16 protein-coding genes are annotated in these 15,717 nt (G+C 57.0%); 2 read left to right on the top strand and 14 right to left on the bottom strand.

Annotated elements, in window-relative coordinates; translation table 11 throughout:
- Nucleotides 1-29 precede the first annotated feature (29 nt).
- Together hisJ and argT are read right to left on the bottom strand one after the other, a co-directional pair.
- Entirely contained in the window at nucleotides 30-812 is a 783-nt protein-coding gene (gene hisJ, locus ACSEMK_RS07925; protein WP_015365563.1) for a histidine ABC transporter substrate-binding protein HisJ, read from the bottom strand.
- Between the two features lie 267 nt (nucleotides 813-1,079).
- A complete protein-coding gene (argT, locus tag ACSEMK_RS07920; protein ID WP_015365561.1) occupies nucleotides 1,080-1,862 on the bottom strand; it encodes a lysine/arginine/ornithine ABC transporter substrate-binding protein ArgT in 783 nt (260 codons plus the stop codon).
- Nucleotides 1,863-1,911: 49 nt separating this feature from the next.
- On the opposite strand from argT, the gene ACSEMK_RS07915 reads away from it, so the two are divergent.
- Complete coding sequence (locus ACSEMK_RS07915) at nucleotides 1,912-2,040, top strand: hypothetical protein (protein WP_271031737.1); 129 nt, start codon at nucleotides 1,912-1,914, stop codon at nucleotides 2,038-2,040.
- Between the two features lie 110 nt (nucleotides 2,041-2,150).
- Here ACSEMK_RS07915 and ACSEMK_RS07910 read toward each other — a convergent pair whose 3' ends face one another.
- The 10 genes from ACSEMK_RS07910 to pdxB all read right to left on the bottom strand — a co-directional run bounded on the left by ACSEMK_RS07910 (nucleotide 2,151) and on the right by pdxB (nucleotide 11,978).
- On the bottom strand, nucleotides 2,151-2,723 hold the full coding sequence (locus tag ACSEMK_RS07910) for a UbiX family flavin prenyltransferase (RefSeq protein ID WP_430914743.1): 573 nt from the start codon (nucleotides 2,721-2,723) through the stop codon (nucleotides 2,151-2,153).
- A 125-nt stretch (nucleotides 2,724-2,848) separates the two neighbouring features.
- A complete protein-coding gene (gene purF, locus ACSEMK_RS07905; protein ID WP_047043320.1) occupies nucleotides 2,849-4,366 on the bottom strand; it encodes an amidophosphoribosyltransferase in 1,518 nt (505 codons plus the stop codon).
- A 33-nt stretch (nucleotides 4,367-4,399) separates the two neighbouring features.
- A complete protein-coding gene (gene cvpA, locus ACSEMK_RS07900) occupies nucleotides 4,400-4,888 on the bottom strand; it encodes a colicin V production protein (RefSeq protein WP_015706172.1) in 489 nt (162 codons plus the stop codon).
- A 220-nt stretch (nucleotides 4,889-5,108) separates the two neighbouring features.
- Nucleotides 5,109-5,807, bottom strand: coding sequence for a cell division protein DedD (gene dedD, locus ACSEMK_RS07895; RefSeq protein WP_271031739.1), 699 nt, complete (start codon nucleotides 5,805-5,807; stop codon nucleotides 5,109-5,111).
- The gene (gene folC, locus ACSEMK_RS07890) at nucleotides 5,797-7,065 is read right to left on the bottom strand and encodes a bifunctional tetrahydrofolate synthase/dihydrofolate synthase (protein ID WP_213316928.1); all 1,269 of its coding nucleotides are present in this window, start codon (nucleotides 7,063-7,065) and stop codon (nucleotides 5,797-5,799) included. Before folC ends, dedD begins: the two co-directional genes overlap by 11 nt.
- A gap of 63 nt (nucleotides 7,066-7,128) precedes the next feature.
- Nucleotides 7,129-8,043: an acetyl-CoA carboxylase, carboxyltransferase subunit beta gene (accD, locus tag ACSEMK_RS07885; RefSeq protein WP_015365554.1), complete on the bottom strand. Its 915-nt coding sequence runs from the start codon at nucleotides 8,041-8,043 to the stop codon at nucleotides 7,129-7,131.
- A gap of 199 nt (nucleotides 8,044-8,242) precedes the next feature.
- Nucleotides 8,243-8,902 carry a DedA family protein gene (locus tag ACSEMK_RS07880; protein ID WP_087860098.1) on the bottom strand — a complete coding sequence of 220 codons (660 nt, stop codon included), beginning with the start codon at nucleotides 8,900-8,902 and terminating at the stop codon, nucleotides 8,243-8,245.
- Between the two features lie 51 nt (nucleotides 8,903-8,953).
- Nucleotides 8,954-9,766 (bottom strand): tRNA pseudouridine(38-40) synthase TruA, encoded by an 813-nt coding sequence (truA, locus tag ACSEMK_RS07875; protein ID WP_015365552.1) that lies wholly within the window; start codon nucleotides 9,764-9,766, stop codon nucleotides 8,954-8,956.
- The gene (locus ACSEMK_RS07870; RefSeq protein WP_045364476.1) at nucleotides 9,766-10,779 is read right to left on the bottom strand and encodes an aspartate-semialdehyde dehydrogenase; all 1,014 of its coding nucleotides are present in this window, start codon (nucleotides 10,777-10,779) and stop codon (nucleotides 9,766-9,768) included. Before ACSEMK_RS07870 ends, truA begins: the two co-directional genes overlap by 1 nt.
- A 62-nt stretch (nucleotides 10,780-10,841) precedes the next feature.
- Nucleotides 10,842-11,978, bottom strand: a complete 1,137-nt coding sequence (pdxB, locus tag ACSEMK_RS07865; RefSeq protein ID WP_430914741.1) for a 4-phosphoerythronate dehydrogenase PdxB — start codon at nucleotides 11,976-11,978, stop codon at nucleotides 10,842-10,844.
- 109 nt (nucleotides 11,979-12,087) lie between these two features.
- Between pdxB and flk the strand changes: the two genes are divergently transcribed.
- A complete protein-coding gene (gene flk / locus ACSEMK_RS07860; RefSeq protein ID WP_183269105.1) occupies nucleotides 12,088-13,071 on the top strand; it encodes a flagella biosynthesis regulator Flk in 984 nt (327 codons plus the stop codon).
- Nucleotides 13,072-13,113: 42 nt separating this feature from the next.
- On the opposite strand, the gene ACSEMK_RS07855 is transcribed toward flk, so the two are convergent.
- Together ACSEMK_RS07855 and fabB are read right to left on the bottom strand one after the other, a co-directional pair.
- Complete coding sequence (locus ACSEMK_RS07855) at nucleotides 13,114-14,289, bottom strand: MFS transporter (protein WP_430914740.1); 1,176 nt, start codon at nucleotides 14,287-14,289, stop codon at nucleotides 13,114-13,116.
- A gap of 138 nt (nucleotides 14,290-14,427) precedes the next feature.
- Nucleotides 14,428-15,648, bottom strand: coding sequence for a beta-ketoacyl-ACP synthase I (gene fabB / locus ACSEMK_RS07850; RefSeq protein ID WP_015706178.1), 1,221 nt, complete (start codon nucleotides 15,646-15,648; stop codon nucleotides 14,428-14,430).
- Nucleotides 15,649-15,717: the final 69 nt, after the last annotated feature.

Genomic DNA, 15,717 nt, shown 5'->3' with positions numbered 1-15,717 from the left:
AAACGCGTGCGGCGAGGTACTAACGATGATTAGTCGCCGTACACGTTAAAGTCGAAATATTTCTTCGCCAGCTTGTCGTAAGTGCCGTCTTTACGCATCTCGGCGAAAGCTTTATTTAGCGCCTCACGCAGCTCGGTGTCGTCTTTACGCAGGCCCATGCCGGTACCGACGCCAAATAACTTCTCATCCTTAATGGACGGGCCGCCAAACTGATAATCTTTGCCAATCGGCTGTTTGAGGAAACCTTCGCTGGCGGCGACCTCATCCTGGAACGCAGCGTCAATACGGCCCGCAGTCAGGTCGGAATAGATATTGTCCTGGCCCTGATAGGAGACAATTTCAATGCCTTTCGGCGCCCAATGCTCGTTGCCGTAGGTTTCCTGAGTGGTGCCCTGCAGCACGCCAATGCGCTTGCCTTTCAGCTTGCTCAGGTCTGGCGTAATATCGCTGCCCTTTTTCACCACCAGACGGGAGTCAGCAGCATAAAGTTTGTCGGTGAAGGCAATTTCCTGCTGGCGCTTTTCGGTAATCGACAGCGAGGACATAATCGCATCGATTTTCTTCGCTTTTAACGAGGGGATCAGCGCATCCAGCGGGTTTTCAACGAAGGTACATTGGGTATTAATACGCTTACACAGCTCTTTCGCCAGATCGATGTCAAAACCGATCAATTGCCCCTGCGCATTCTTCGATTCGAACGGCGCATAAGTAGGATCGGTACCAATACGGATTTTCTGTGGAATGGCTGCGAATACCGTGGAAACGCTGGAAAGGGCCAGCGCCAAGGAAAGAGACAACGCCAGTTTTTTCATAATTATCCTCAACAGACTGTCATTCTAACGGGTTTATTAGAAGCACTTACGTCAGTTATCGTGCCATTATTCGCCCTGCCAAGGCAAAGCAAAATGCGCAGGAAAGCAGTTTTTTTTGCATCAGAAACGCTTAACTATGCACTTTCTGAACAAAGAAAAACCGCTGCCGCCCCATTCTGGTGCAAGCCGTCAACCGCTTGCACCTATCAAGGGCAACAATAACCGCGTCGCAATGGAGCGGCCTGGCATAACCAGACCGCTACAGTCTTAATCGCCGTAGACGTTAAAGTTGAAGTATTTCTTCGCCATTTTGTCGTAGGTGCCGTCTTTACGCATTTCACCCAGCGCTTTGTCGAAAGCGGCTTTCAGCTCGCCATCTTCTTTGCGCAGGCCGATGCCGGTACCATCGCCGAAGTATTTTTTGTCTTTAACGGAAGGGCCGGCAAAGGCGTAATCTTTACCGGCAGGTTGTTTGAGGAAACCTTCGCTGGCCGCGACTTCATCCTGCAGCGCCGCATCGAGGCGCCCGGCGGCGAGGTCGGAATAGATCAGATCCTGGTTGGCATAGGCGACAACATCCACGCCCTGGCTGCGCCAGCGTTCGTTGGCATAGGCCTCCTGAGTAGAGCCCTGCAGTACGCCAACATGCTTGCCTTTCAGCGACTCCAGCGTCGGCTGAATCGGCGAGCCTTTTGCCGCGATCAGACGAGAGTCTGCCGCGTACAGCTTGTCAGAGAAAGCAATCTCCTGCTGGCGTTTTTCGGTAATCGACAGCGACGAGATAATCGCGTCGATTTTCTTCGCTTTCAGCGAGGGGATCAGCGCGTCAAAATCGCTGCCCACCCAGGTGCACTTCACCTTGATACGCGAGCACAGTTCATTGCCCAGATCGATGTCAAAGCCAATAAAGTTGCCCTTCGAATCCTTCGACGAGAAAGGCGCATAGGTGGTATCGGTGCCGATGCGGATACTTTGCGGCAGCGCCGCAGATACGCTGGCGGCGCTACTGATTCCCATGATTAACGAGAGAGCCAGGATCGTCTTCTTCATAGAAAGCCCTTAAGTGTCGTGATGTTGTTATGTTGTGCGCTGTCTGGTTATGTGTGTTGCCGACGGTTCTTGCAGGTTTTATGCCATTTTCCCGGTGCGTGCCGGTAACAGCGTTAAATTTGTTAATATAAAGTTGCAAGATTGTCTTAAGAGGGAAGATACCAGCATTGGCGGATAAACCGCAGCGGCAAAACGCAAAAAAACAAATTAAATGTCGAGGATTTGATCAGGACAACAAAAATGCACCAGCGGAAGGCAAAGGTAAATAAAATGCACCAAACAGGTGCATCAGGCCCCGCCCTGCCAGCGGGTAAACAGGTCCTGTGACAGCTCAATATCAAACTGATCGACAACCCGATTAACCGTCTGATTAATCACATCGTCCAGCGTCTGCGGACGATGATAGAAGGCCGGCACCGGCGGCATAATCACCGCGCCCATTTCCGCCGCCTGCACCATTAAACGCAGATGCCCCAGGTGGAACGGCGTCTCGCGTACGCAAAGCACCAGCGGGCGGCGCTCTTTTAACACCACGTCCGCCGCGCGGGTCAGCAGACCGTCGGTATAGCTATTGACGATGCCAGAGAGCGTTTTCATCGAGCACGGTAGAATAACCATCCCACTGGTTTTAAACGAGCCGGAGGAGATGCTGGCGGCGATATCGCGCGCGTCGTGTACCACATCGGCCAGCGCCTGCACTTCCCGCAGCGAGTAGTCGGTTTCCAGCGACAGCGTCTGACGTGCAGCCTGGCTCATTATCAGATGGGTCTCGACCCCGCCGACATCACGCAGAACCTGTAGCAAGCGTACGCCGTAAATCGCGCCGCTGGCGCCGGAAATGCCGATAATGAGTCGTTTCACGATGTATTCCTCTTGCGCGTAATGCCGCAGACTTTGCCGGATTATAGTCCCCGACGCAACCTGGCGGGTAAAAATAAAAAGGCCCGCGGTCTTCGAAAGACGGCGGGCCAGCGACAAGGGACCAATTAGCCTTCGTTATGCATCTCTAAGTTTTCAACTTCGGTTTGCAGTTGGACCGCTTTGGCATCGTCGTTACGCAGAGAATCAAGATAATCGAGATACTGTTGGTCAACGTCTTTGGTGACGTACACGCCGTTAAAGACCGAACACTCGAACTGTTGAATGTCCGGGTTCTCAGCGCGTACCGCTTCGATCAGATCGTCCAGATCCTGGAAAATCAGGCCATCAGCGCCGATGATCTGACGGATCTCGTCAACTTCGCGACCGTGGGCGATAAGCTCGTTGGCGGTCGGCATATCGATACCGTAAACGTTCGGGAAGCGAATTTCCGGCGCCGCGGAGGCCAGATACACTTTCTTCGCGCCGGCTTCGCGCGCCATTTCGATAATCTGTTCAGAAGTGGTGCCGCGAACGATAGAGTCATCCACCAGCAGCACGTTCTTATCACGGAATTCGGCGCGGTTGGCGTTCAGCTTACGGCGCACGGATTTACGGCGCAGCTGCTGGCCCGGCATGATAAAGGTACGGCCAACATAGCGGTTTTTGACGAAGCCCTGACGATAGGGTTTATCGAGGATACGAGCAATCTCCAGGGCGATATCGCAGGAGGTTTCCGGGATCGGAATAACGACATCGATATCCAGATCTTCCCACTCACGGGCAATTTTCTCGCCAAGCTTCGTGCCCATGTTCACACGGGCGCTATAGACGGAAATCTTGTCGATAAAGGAGTCCGGACGCGCGAAATAGACGTATTCGAACAGGCATGGGTTGCTGACCGGGTTTTCCGCGCACTGGCGGGTAAACAGCTGGCCTTTCTCGGTGATGTAGACCGCTTCTCCCGGCGCGACGTCACGCAGAAATTCAAAGCCCAGTGTATCCAGCGCCACGCTTTCGGAGGCGACCATGTACTCGGTGCGGCCATCGCCGATATCGCGCTTGCCGAGCACCAGCGGACGGATACCGTTCGGGTCGCGGAAGGCGACCATACCGTGGCCGATAATCATCGCCACGCAGGCGTACGCGCCGCGAATCTGGCGGTTCGTCGCGGCAATAGCGGCGAAAATGTTATCGGCTTCCAGCGGGTAATGACGGAAATTATCCAGCTCGCTGGCGAAGATATTGAGCAGAATTTCGGAATCGGAGGTGGTGTTGATGTGGCGGCGTTTTTCTTCAAACAGCTTTTGACGCAGCTCGTGGGCATTGGTCAGGTTGCCATTATGGGCCAACGTAATGCCATAGGGCGAGTTAACGTAAAAAGGCTGCGCTTCAGAAGCGCTGGAACTGCCTGCCGTTGGGTAACGGACGTGGCCAATCCCCATATTTCCCTGCATACGCTGCATGTGGCGCGCTTCGAACACATCGCTCACCAGTCCGTTAGCTTTACGCAAACGGAAGCAGTTATTTGCATCAATGGTGATGATGCCCGCGGCATCCTGCCCACGATGCTGAAGCACCGTTAACGCGTCATAAATCGACTGGTTTACCGGCATAACACCGGCGATACCGACAATACCGCACATACGTCTTTTCCTCGTTAAGCTACATCCCAACGCTTATGCTTTGGGCAAGAAACTTGACGAGCTCTGCAGATAGTCAAAGAACCATCTGATAACGAAACTGAACTGCGGGATAAGCTCAGACTTTTGCCAGTCTTCACTTTTTGCCATACCGGTGAAGCTATCGAGAAAGAACAGAATAGCGGAGACGATAAGCACGCCGCGCAGGGCGCCAAAACAGATCCCCAACACCCTGTCTGTTCCTGACAGACCGGTTTTCTCTACCAGAGCGCCTATCACATAGTTAACGATAGCGCCGACGATAAGCGTTGCGATAAACAATATCGCGATAGCAATCCCATTTCGGACCAGTTCGTCTTCAAAGCCCGTGAACCAGACAGCCAGGTAAGTGTAGTAATGACTGGCGACAAAGAAGGCACATCCCCATGTCACCAGCGATAACGCTTCACGAACAAAGCCGCGGATAAGGCTAACCAAACAGGAAAAACCAATTACCGCAATAATGGCGTAATCAATCCAGACCATATACATCCCACGATTTTACGCCCTGTCGTCCAGTTCGGGGCGCATTCTAACAGAAAAAGAAAACGTTTGCGTAGGGATTTCCGTGCCCTACAGAAATAAAAATGGCGCTGAAAAAACATTCAACGCCATACTGCCTGACGCCTCTTCAGGGCGTATCCGGCAAGGGTTTCAGCAGGTTAACCCGCCTGCCAGCTCGCCCAATCAGAGCGGATGTCATTTTTTAATTCGGGCTATACCCCATGACCACGCCGCTCAGGCCAGAAATCTGCTGCAGCTCGCCGAGTTGCCCCTTCAGCTTGTCTTTCGACGCATCCGGCCCCACCAGAATACGGGTAATTTTACCCTGAACCGGCGTGGATGGCGATGTCCAGGCTTTAAAGCCCGAGGAACGCAGCTTACCTACGATTTCGTTAACCTTATCGGCATTCTTCAACGCCCCTAACTGCACCACATAGGCTTTTCCGGTCGGCGCCGGAATAGCGGCCTGCTGCTGTTGCGGCTGTGGTTGCGGCTGCGGTTTCGCCGGCGGCGGGGTCTTCGCGACCTGCTGCGGCTGCGGTTTCTCAACCGGCTTCGGCTGTGGTTTCGGCTGCGGCTTGGCGGCCACCACCGGCTCCTGGACTTCATCGAAGCTATTGTTGTTCACCGGGATGCGCGACGGATCCAGCGATGGCGCCGCGGCGTCTCCCGCTCTCACCTCTTCCGCGGCGCCTTCCGGCGGCTGCGAAGGCAGCGCCTGGGTAGCCGCCGGCAGCATATCCGGCTCATCGCGATCGCCCGGCTTCGGCACCAACGGGATCGCCGCAAACTCATCCTGATAATGTTTTTTCTGACCGTCGAGCAGACCCGGGAGAATAATTACCCCCAGCGCTACCAGTACAATCGTCCCGACTAAACGGTTCTGAAACTTACTCGCCACCGATTCTCCCCGCGTCTATCTCTTCCATTACATGCGCTACCGTGTGGAAGGAACCACACACCAGCACCGTATCTTCGGCTTTGGCATCCGCCATAGCGGCATGCCACGCCTGCGCTACGCTGTCATAACGTTGGCCCGCACGCAGATGCGTAATCAGCTGGTCCGCCGTGGCGCCGCGCGGCCCTTCCAGCGGCGCGCAGTACCACGCATCTACTTCAGGCGCCAGATTCGCCAGGGTTCCGGCGATATCTTTATCATGCAGCATACCAATAACCGCCAGTACGCGCCCCGTTTTCGCTAAGGTTTTGAGACGCCCGGCGAGATAAGCCGCCGCATGCGGGTTATGCGCGACATCGAGGATCACCCGCGGCGCGTCGCTGATAATCTGAAAGCGGCCCGGGAGCATGGCGTGATGAATGCCGTCGCGCAGCGCCTGTTCAGCGACGTTAAGCCCGCTGGCGCGCAGCGCCGCCAGCGCCGTCGCGGCGTTGGGCAATGGAACCTGCGGCAACGGTAGCCCTGCCAACTCGCCCTGACCATCGGAAAAGTTCCATGACTGGTCCGTCACGCTATAGCGCCAGTCATGGTCGCGGCGCAGCAGCGTCGCGCCCTTTTCATTCGCCACGTCGGCAATCGTCTGCGGCATATCGGGTTCGCCCACCACCGCCGGTTTACCGGCGCGGAAGATACCCGCTTTTTCACGGCCAATGCTTTCACGATCCGGCCCCAGCCAGTCGGTATGATCCAGCGCGATGCTGGTGACCACCGCCACGTCGGCATCGACGATATTCGTGGCGTCCAGGCGCCCACCGAGGCCCACCTCCAGGATAACCACATCCAGCTGCGCCTGCTTAAACAGCCATAGCGCGGACAGCGTGCCAAATTCAAAATAGCTCAGCGAGATATCGCCGCGCGCCGCTTCGATTTCGGCAAATGAGGCGGTATGCGCCGCTTCCGGCAGCTCGGCGCCCTGGATACGCACGCGTTCGGTATAGCGCACCAGATGCGGCGAACTATACACGCCAACTTTATAGCCCGCCGCCATCAGCACGGATTCCAGCGTCCGGCAGGTGGTGCCTTTGCCGTTGGTACCCGCCACGGTAAAGACAAACGGCGCCGGTTTTAGTATCGCCATCCGTCCGGCGACTTCGCTCACCCGCGAAAGCCCCAGGTCGATGGCTTTACTGTGCAGATGCTCCAGATAAGAAAGCCACGTAGCCAGGGGCGACGTGGCCTGAGGAATAGGATCTTTTTCCATGATGTCCGCGAGAGTTAACGGTAAAAAAAAGGGCAGCGCCTGTCGGCCCTGCCCTCTGCATTATCAGGCCTCTGGTTCCTGATCCGGTACCGGTGGTACCACCTCGCCTTCGTGAGGCGCATCGGCCTGCGGCGAAGGAAGATTCATCAGTTTCGCCAGGATGCTGGCTAATTTCAGACGCATTTCAGGACGACGGATAATCATGTCGATCGCCCCTTTTTCAATCAGGAACTCACTGCGCTGGAACCCCGGCGGCAGCTTCTCACGCACGGTCTGCTCGATAACGCGAGGACCGGCGAAGCCGATCAGCGCTTTCGGCTCGGCGATATTAAGATCGCCCAACATCGCGAAGCTCGCGGAGACGCCGCCCATGGTCGGGTCGGTCAGTACGGAGATGTACGGTAAACCGCGCTCCTGCATTTTCGCCAGCGCCGCGGAGGTCTTCGCCATCTGCATCAGCGACATCAGCGCTTCCTGCATACGGGCGCCGCCAGAGGCGGAGAAGCAGATCAGCGGGCAGTTGTCTTCCAGCGCCTGCTCAACCGCGCGGACGAAACGCGCGCCGACAACGGAACCCATCGAACCGCCCATAAAGGCGAATTCAAACGCCGCCGCCACGACAGGCATGCCGTGCAGGGTGCCTTTCATCACCACCAGCGCGTCTTTCTCGCCGGTCTCTTTCTGTGCAGAGGCCAGACGGTCTTTATACTTTTTCGAATCGCGGAACTTCAGCACATCCTTTGGCTCGAGCTCGCTACCCAGCTCCACGAGAGAACCTTCGTCCAGCAGGCTATGCAGGCGGTTGCGCGCCGACATACGCATGTGGTGATCGCACTTAGGGCAAACCTCCAGGTTGCGCTCCAGCTCTGCGCGGTACAGTACCTGACCGCAGCTGTCGCACTTGGTCCATACACCTTCAGGAATACTTGCCTTACGGGTGGGGGTTATATTGCTTTTAATTCGTTCAATCCAGCTCATTGATAACCTTTCTACCTGAACCTGGTCGATGCCAGTTTTGTCGCAAGGGGCGCATAATGCCACTTTTGCCCCTCACAGACCATGAATGTTGCACATTAAATCATAACATCCCGTAACATGGGATAAAAAAGTGGTCGAACCGCTCACACTTTGCGCGCCGGACGTCATAGCAACGCCCGGCGAAAATGCCGCTAAGGGCCTATTTAGCCTGCTTTGCCGCCGCCCGGCGATGGCGAATCACTTCGATAACGCCAGGCAGTACCGACAGGACGATAATGGCCACGATCAGCAGCTTCAGATTTTCCTGCACGATCGGCAAATCACCGAACAGGTAGCCAGCGTAGGTGAACAGTAGTACCCACAGCAGCGCGCCTACCACGTTGTACGCCGCAAAATGACGATAGGACATGTGGCCCATTCCCGCCACAAACGGCGCAAAGGTTCTGACGATCGGCACAAAACGCGCGAGGATGATGGTTTTGCCGCCGTGGCGTTCATAGAAGGTATGGGTTTTATCGAGATAGCTGCGACGGAAAATCTTTGAGTTCGGATTGCTGAACAGCTTTTCGCCGAACAATCTACCGATGGTGTAGTTCAGGGCATCGCCAATAACGGCGGCAATGACCATCAGCGCAACCATCAGGTGTACGTTGAGATCGTTCGTTGGCAGCGCGGAGAGCGCGCCGGCGACGAACAGCAGAGAATCTCCGGGCAGGAACGGCGTCACCACCAGGCCGGTTTCGCAGAACAGAATCAAGAACAGGATGGCGTAAACCCAGACGCCATACTGCGCGACCAGCTCCGCAAGGTGCACATCAATATGCAGGATGAAATCAATCAAAAAATGAATCAGGTCCATATTTGTCTTAGCCTTTAGTGACAACCGCCCCCTGTTACAGGGGCGCTGATATTAGTCCGCCAAAAACAGCGGGCCCATCGGCATCACCGGCAGATCGAAATGGGCCGGATAATCCACCGACACCAGATACAATCCTTCCGCTTTCGCCGTCGCGGCAGCCAGAGTCCGGTCCTTCGCCGCCAGCAGTTCTGCAATCCAGCTCTCTGGCTGGTTTCCGGCGCCTACTTCCATCAGGCTGCCGACGATGTTCCTTACCATATGATGAACAAAAGCGTTCGCTTTGATATCTACCACCACATAAGCGCCATGACGGGTCACGTTGATATGCATCACGTTACGCCACGGCGTGCGCGACTGACATTGCACCGCGCGAAACGAGGTGAAGTCATTCTCGCCAATCAAACACTGCGCGGCGCGATGCATCCGCCCGGCATCCAGAGGGTGGTAATAATGCGTCACCCCCTGGCTCAACACCGCCGGACGCAGGCGGTGATTATAGATGACGTAGCGGTAACGACGGGCCGTCGCGCTGAAGCGGGCGTGAAAATCGTCCGCAACATGCTTCACCCAACGCACGGCGATGTCACCAGGTAAATTCGCATTTACGCCCAGCGTCCAGGCGGCGTCTTTACGCTGGGCGCGGGTTTCAAAGTGCACTACCTGGCCGGTACCGTGAACGCCGGCGTCGGTACGCCCGGCGCAGAATACGTGTACCGGTTCGGCCGCTACCTGCGACAGCGCCTTTTCCAGCTTTTCCTGCACGCTGCGCACTTCGTTTTGCCGCTGCCAGCCGTAGTATTTGCTGCCGTCGTACTCGATGCCCAGCGCGATTTTATATACCGGCTGCTGCTGTGGTTCAGACATCAGTACAAATACTCCTGAACCAGTTTCTCGGCGATTTTCACCGCCATCAGCGCGCCGCCAAAGCGGACGTTATCGGCCACCGACCAGAACTGAATCTGCTCGGGCATGCCATAATCGTTATGCACGCAGCCGATGGACAGACGCGCGTTTCCGGAAGCATCGCCGACCTGCGTCGGGAATTCGCCCTCTTCGGAAAGCTCAATATCCTCGCCGCGGGTAAAGGCGTCGCGCGCCTCCTCGGCCGCCAGCGGACGCAGCGCTTCAAAATTCACCATCTGCGCATGGCCATAGAAGACCGGCGATTGCACGACGCTTGCGGAAATCATCAGGCCGTCATCCTGCAGAATTTTGCGCGCTTCATCGACGATACGTCGTTCTTCGCGCACGCTACCTTCGCGATCCGGCAGAATCGGCAGCATGTTGAAAGCCAGCTGGCGACCAAAGAAATCGTCTTCATCAATCGGAATACCGTTCAGCAGTTTCGCGCTCTGCCCCGCCAGCGCATCGACCGCTTTTTTCCCCTGCGCCGAGGCAGACAGCAGGTTGGTAACGGTAATACGCGACAGGCCGCCATCATCGATCAGCGGCTTCAGCGCCGTCAGCAGCTGGCTGGTCAGGCTGTTTGGTACCGCAATCACGTTACGGTTGCGGTAGTCGCCGAGCACGAACGGGTTGACGTCCGGCACCACCAGCGGCACGTCCGGCTCCAGCGCAAACAGGCCGCTAAGATCGATAACCAGACAACCGGCGTTGGTGGCTTCTTCGACATACGCCGCGCTGGCTTCGACGCCCGCGGCGAAGAAGGCCAACTGGGCCTGGGTCCAGTCAAATTCGGCGGCGTCCTGCACGATGACCGATTTGCCACCATAACGCAGATGTTCGCCCGCGCTTTCATTGCGCGCCAGCGCATAAATTTCGCCTACCGGAAACTGGCGTTCAGCAAGGGTTTCAAGCAGGGCTTCGCCTACGGCGCCGGTTGCGCCCAGTACGGCAATATTCCAGCCTTCAGACATGGTGGTGTACTCCAGAAAATAGCGACCCTGCCGGATTATCCAACAGGGGCATTAAGAAGATATTAACGAACAGGATGATGTACGGCATTAAAACCGAGCTGACGCAGCAGCGTCGCTGCTTTTTCATCGCTGCACTGTACGTACAGGGACGACCATTCGCGGCGTTCCTGATAATTTTTGCGCAGCTTGTCGAATTCGCCGGCAATGCCTGCCACTTTACGCAACGGCGCATCATCGCGGCGCACATCATACACCAAATGAACCAGCCTTTTCAGCGTCGCCTGATCGAGCGGGCCGTGCAGAGTGATGCGGCCAAATTCCGGCGCCGGCAGTAGCGTATCCAGCGCCACCTGCTGCGGATGGCCAATGAACGCGCTATAGGCTTCAAACACCTGAGTGGTGCCGCGCGCTTTGCCTTCAAGGGTATAACCGGCGATATGCGAGGTACCGATATCGACACGCGCCAGCAACTCGGTATTCAGATCCGGTTCGGGTTCCCAGACGTCGAGCACCACGCTCAGCTGCTGCCCGGCCTGCAAGCGCTTGAGCAGCGCCGCATTATCCACCACCGGACCACGGCAGGCGTTAATCAGGATAGTCCCCGGCTGCAGGCGGCTAATCAGCGCTTCATCGGCCAGATGCTGCGTTTTATACTGCCCGTCTTTAAACAACGGCGTGTGGAAAGTCAGGATATCCGCCTGTTGCGCTAGCTCGTCCAGGGTGCGGAAGTCGCCTTCATCGCCACGATCGGCGCGCGGCGGATCGCAGAGTAATGTTTTAATTCCCAGCGCTTCCAGACGTTTTTGCAAACGCCCGCCAACGTTGCCGACGCCGACGATACCGACGGTACGGTCAGCCAGCGCGAATCCGTCGCGCTCGGCGAGCATCAGCAGCGCCGAGAAAACATACTCCACCACCGCGATCGCATTGCAGCCCGGCGCGGCGGAAAAGCCAATCCCCGCCTGCTGTAACCACGCTTGATCGACATGATCGGTGCCTGCGGTGGCGGTGCCGACAAACTTAATTGCCTTACCGGAGAGCAGCGCTTCATTCACCTTAGTGACGGAACGCACCATCAGCGCGTCGGCGTCGGTTAACGCTTCCTGCGGAATGGGACGACCGGGAACGGCCTGCACGTCTCCCAAACGGCTAAAAAGCTCACGCGCATAGGGCATATTTTCATCAACGAGGATTTTCACGGTTCAGTACCTGTCTGAGAACGAGAGTAAACCGGGGAAGTGTGCCATAATCTGGCCGCCAGGAACATCATCACCCGGCTTAAGTACAGTACTACGGTAAGGATTCATCATGACACCACCCGTTTCAGGTATGTCCGATCGCCCTCCGGGGACTGGCCCATCCGGCGCATCCGCCGTGGGCCCAAACGCGCTCACCATGCAGCAACGCACCGTTCTGGAGCGGTTGATAACGCGTCTGGTGACGCTGACATCGCAGCAAAACGCCGAAGTGTGGGCCTGCGTGAAGCACGATCTGGGTCTGAAAGGCGATACGCCGCTGCTGGCGAGCCATTTCAGCGCGGCTGAGAGCAACCTGAATCAGCGCTTAAGTATCGCTCAGCAAAACCACCACCACCGGCAAATTCTCGCTCAGCTTAGCGAACTGCTGACCCAGGGGAATAACCGTCAGGCGGTGAGCGATTATATCCGCCAGAATTACGGCCAAACCGTGCTACACGCGCTGACGCAGGCGCAACTGGAGAACGTGCTGCATCTGCTGCAAAACGGCCAGTTGGCGATCCCGCAACCGCAGCAGCGAACGCCAACGCTGCGTCCTTTGCTGCCGGCGGAACATAACACCCTGAATCAGTTAGTGACCAAACTGGCCGCCGCAACCGGCGAATCGAGCAAGCTTATCTGGCAATCAATGCTTGAGCTGTGCGGCGTGAAATCCGGCGAGCTGATCCCCGCCACCCACTTCACCCCGCTCTCATACTGGCTGCAGGCGCGACAAACGCTGAGCGCGCAAACCGCGCCGACGATGAATTCACTGCAGGCAGCGCTTAAGCAACCGCTGGAGGCGCAGGAGTGGCAGAAAATCGCCGATTTCGCGCAAAGCAACTGGCAGGTGACGCCCACGACGACCTTAACCAGCCCGCAGGTGTTAACGCTATTAAATAAAGTCTTTGCGCTACGCGTAGCTCGCGCCCAGGCGACAATGGCAATTACCCCGGTCGAGCCGCTGCCTTCGCCCCATGCGGTGTATAGCAAAAAAGCGTGGACGGTGGCGATTGCGCTGCTGGTAGTGATTATTCTGCTGTGGCTGGTACTGTAAGCCTAAAGCAATAACGGCGGCCTGATAGCCGCCGTTATGTATTTATTTACGTAGCGTCAACAGAGTGACCACAATCCCCAATACCGCGCAAATCGCCCCGGCCAGGAACACGGAAGCATAGCCCAGCGAGGTCGCGAGCAGGCCAGCCAGAGGGCCGGTGACGCCGTAAGAGATATCCTGAAACGCGGCATAGCCGCCCAGCGCGGTGCCACGAACCTGAGCCGGAACCCGTTTGACTACCTCAACGCCCAATGCCGGGAAGATGAGCGAGCAACCGCAACCGGTCAAAGCCGCGCCCGCCAGCGCCACCCAGGCGCCCGGCGCTTGCCACAGTAGCGTCAGGCCGATAGCTTCAATCAGCAGTGAAACTATCGCCACCTTAATGCCGCCGAAGCGATCCGGCATCCAGCCGAACAGAATACGCATCAGGACAAAAGCGCCGCCAAACGCGGTCAACGTGAAGCCGGCCATCGCCCAGCCGTGGCTGGCGAAATAGAGCGAAACAAAGGTGCCGATCACCGCAAATCCGACGCCCTGCAGACCGAGGCCAACCCCCGGACGCCAGATCATACCGATGACGCTCCATAGCGAAGGACGTTCGCCGCCGTGGGCGGGAACTTTACGGACCGTGCCGTTAATCGCCCACGCCAGCAGCGGCAGCGCCATCGTAACGCAGGCCAGCGTCGCCACGCCGAAGCGACTGTAAATCAGCAGCCCCAGCGGGGCGCCCACCGCCAGCGCCCCGTACATCGCCATGCCGTTCCACGACATCACTTTACCGGAACGCCGCGGGCCAACCAGCCCTAGTCCCCAGCTTAAGTTGCCGGTCAGCAGCTGGCTTTCACCAAAACCGAGAATCAAACGTCCCAGCACCAGCAGGCCAAATTTGGCCATCACCGGCACCGGCAGCAGCGCCGCCGCCAGCCAGGCACAGCCGGCCAGAGCACAGGCCAACATTCCTTGCAGCACCGAGCGTCTCGCGCCGTACTGATCGGCCAGTCTCCCGGCATAACCGCGGGTTAAGACCGTGGCGAGAAACTGGATGCCGACGGCCACGCCGACGAGTGTGTTGCCAAAGCCGAGATCGTGGTGCACAAATAGCGGGATAACCGGTAACGGCAACCCCACGGTCATATAGGTCAGAAAAACCGCAAAGGTAATGCGAAATAGCGAGAGATTCTCTGAAGCGTTGTTTATCGTTTTTGTCGCTGCGGACATGCGTTACCCCAGTTTTGCAGAGCAAGGCGAGAAGATGGAATGAGAATGATGGCGAGCAATTTGCCTGCTCTTGCCGGGCGCTGTCAAGACGTCAAAAAAAGGGGAGCCTCGGGCTCCCCTTTTGCTGACTCTTACCAATTAGGCGTTGTATTTACGCATAACCAGGGTAGCGTTGGTGCCGCCGAAGCCGAAGCTGTTGGACATCACGGTGGTCAGCTGAGCATCGGTCGGTTTGGTGACGATATTAAGGCCGGCAGCCTGCTCGTCCATCTCTTCGATGTTGATGCTTGGCGCGATAAAACCGTGCTCCAGCATCAGCAGAGAGTAGATGGCTTCCTGTACGCCTGCGGCGCCCAGAGAGTGGCCGGTCATCGCTTTGGTGGCGGAGATTGCCGGGCTGTTGTCACCGAAGACTTCGCGGATAGCGCCCAGCTCTTTCACGTCGCCTACCGGAGTAGAAGTGCCGTGGGAGTTCAGGTAGTCGATCGGAGTATCAACGCCGTGCATCGCCATCTGCATGCAGCGCACTGCGCCTTCGCCAGATGGAGCAACCATGTCCGCGCCATCGGAAGTCGCGCCGTAACCGACGATTTCCGCATAAATATGCGCCCCGCGCGCCAGCGCGTGTTCCAGCTCTTCAACCACGACCATGCCGCCGCCGCCCGCGATAACGAAACCGTCGCGGTTCGCATCATAGGTACGGGACGCTTTGTCCGGAGAATCGTTGTATTTAGTGGACAGCGCGCCCATGGCGTCGAATTCGCAAGCCATTTCCCAGCACAGCTCTTCGCCGCCGCCGGCAAAGACGATGTCCTGTTTGCCCAGCTGAATCTGTTCTACCGCGTTACCGATGCAGTGTGCGGAAGTGGCGCAAGCGGAGCTGATAGAGTAGTTGACGCCGTGGATTTTAAACGGCGTGGCGAGGCAGGCGGATACGCCGGAAGCCATCGCTTTAGTCACAACGTATGGGCCCACGGCTTTCAGACCACGCGGGCTACGCATGGCATCGGCGCCGAAGACCTGGAATTTCGGGGAACCGCCGCCGGAACCTGCAATCAGGCCGACACGCGGGTTGTTCTGGTATGCTTCCGGCGCCAGACCGGCGTCGGCTACCGCCTGCTCCATGGACAGATAAGCATAAATGGATGCGTCGCTCATAAAGCGCACTACTTTGCGGTCAATGAGGCCCGTGGTATCCAGTTTGACGTTGCCCCATACGTGGCTACGCATTCCTGAATCCTTCAGCTCCTGAGAGAAAGTGATCCCTGAACGTCCTTCACGCAGAGATGCCAGGACTTCCTGCTGGTTATTACCGATGCTGGAAACGATGCCCAAGCCAGTAATCACTGCACGTTTCATTCAATACCTCTGTAAGTCGCACTATTTTAAGTTTCGAGTCGCACAATAGCGTACACTTGTACGCCGAAC

The organism is Klebsiella sp. K-3, from assembly GCF_051207495.1.
Lineage (GTDB): Bacteria > Pseudomonadota > Gammaproteobacteria > Enterobacterales > Enterobacteriaceae > Klebsiella > Klebsiella aerogenes.
This window is presented reverse-complemented; position numbering and strand designations above follow the sequence as displayed.

Coding starts and splice junctions, on each gene's coding strand:
- hisJ (WP_015365563.1), bottom strand. CDS start 812: ATGAAAAAACTGGCGTTGTCTCTTTCCTTGGCGCTGGCCCTTTCCAGC.
- argT (WP_015365561.1), bottom strand. CDS start 1,862: ATGAAGAAGACGATCCTGGCTCTCTCGTTAATCATGGGAATCAGTAGC.
- ACSEMK_RS07915 (WP_271031737.1), top strand. CDS start 1,912: ATGTGTGTTGCCGACGGTTCTTGCAGGTTTTATGCCATTTTCCCGGTG.
- purF (WP_047043320.1), bottom strand. CDS start 4,366: ATGTGCGGTATTGTCGGTATCGCCGGTGTTATGCCGGTAAACCAGTCG.
- cvpA (WP_015706172.1), bottom strand. CDS start 4,888: ATGGTCTGGATTGATTACGCCATTATTGCGGTAATTGGTTTTTCCTGT.
- folC (WP_213316928.1), bottom strand. CDS start 7,065: ATGGAAAAAGATCCTATTCCTCAGGCCACGTCGCCCCTGGCTACGTGG.
- accD (WP_015365554.1), bottom strand. CDS start 8,043: ATGAGCTGGATTGAACGAATTAAAAGCAATATAACCCCCACCCGTAAG.
- ACSEMK_RS07880 (WP_087860098.1), bottom strand. CDS start 8,902: ATGGACCTGATTCATTTTTTGATTGATTTCATCCTGCATATTGATGTG.
- truA (WP_015365552.1), bottom strand. CDS start 9,766: ATGTCTGAACCACAGCAGCAGCCGGTATATAAAATCGCGCTGGGCATC.
- ACSEMK_RS07870 (WP_045364476.1), bottom strand. CDS start 10,779: ATGTCTGAAGGCTGGAATATTGCCGTACTGGGCGCAACCGGCGCCGTA.
- flk (WP_183269105.1), top strand. CDS start 12,088: ATGACACCACCCGTTTCAGGTATGTCCGATCGCCCTCCGGGGACTGGC.
- ACSEMK_RS07855 (WP_430914740.1), bottom strand. CDS start 14,289: ATGTCCGCAGCGACAAAAACGATAAACAACGCTTCAGAGAATCTCTCG.
- fabB (WP_015706178.1), bottom strand. CDS start 15,648: ATGAAACGTGCAGTGATTACTGGCTTGGGCATCGTTTCCAGCATCGGT.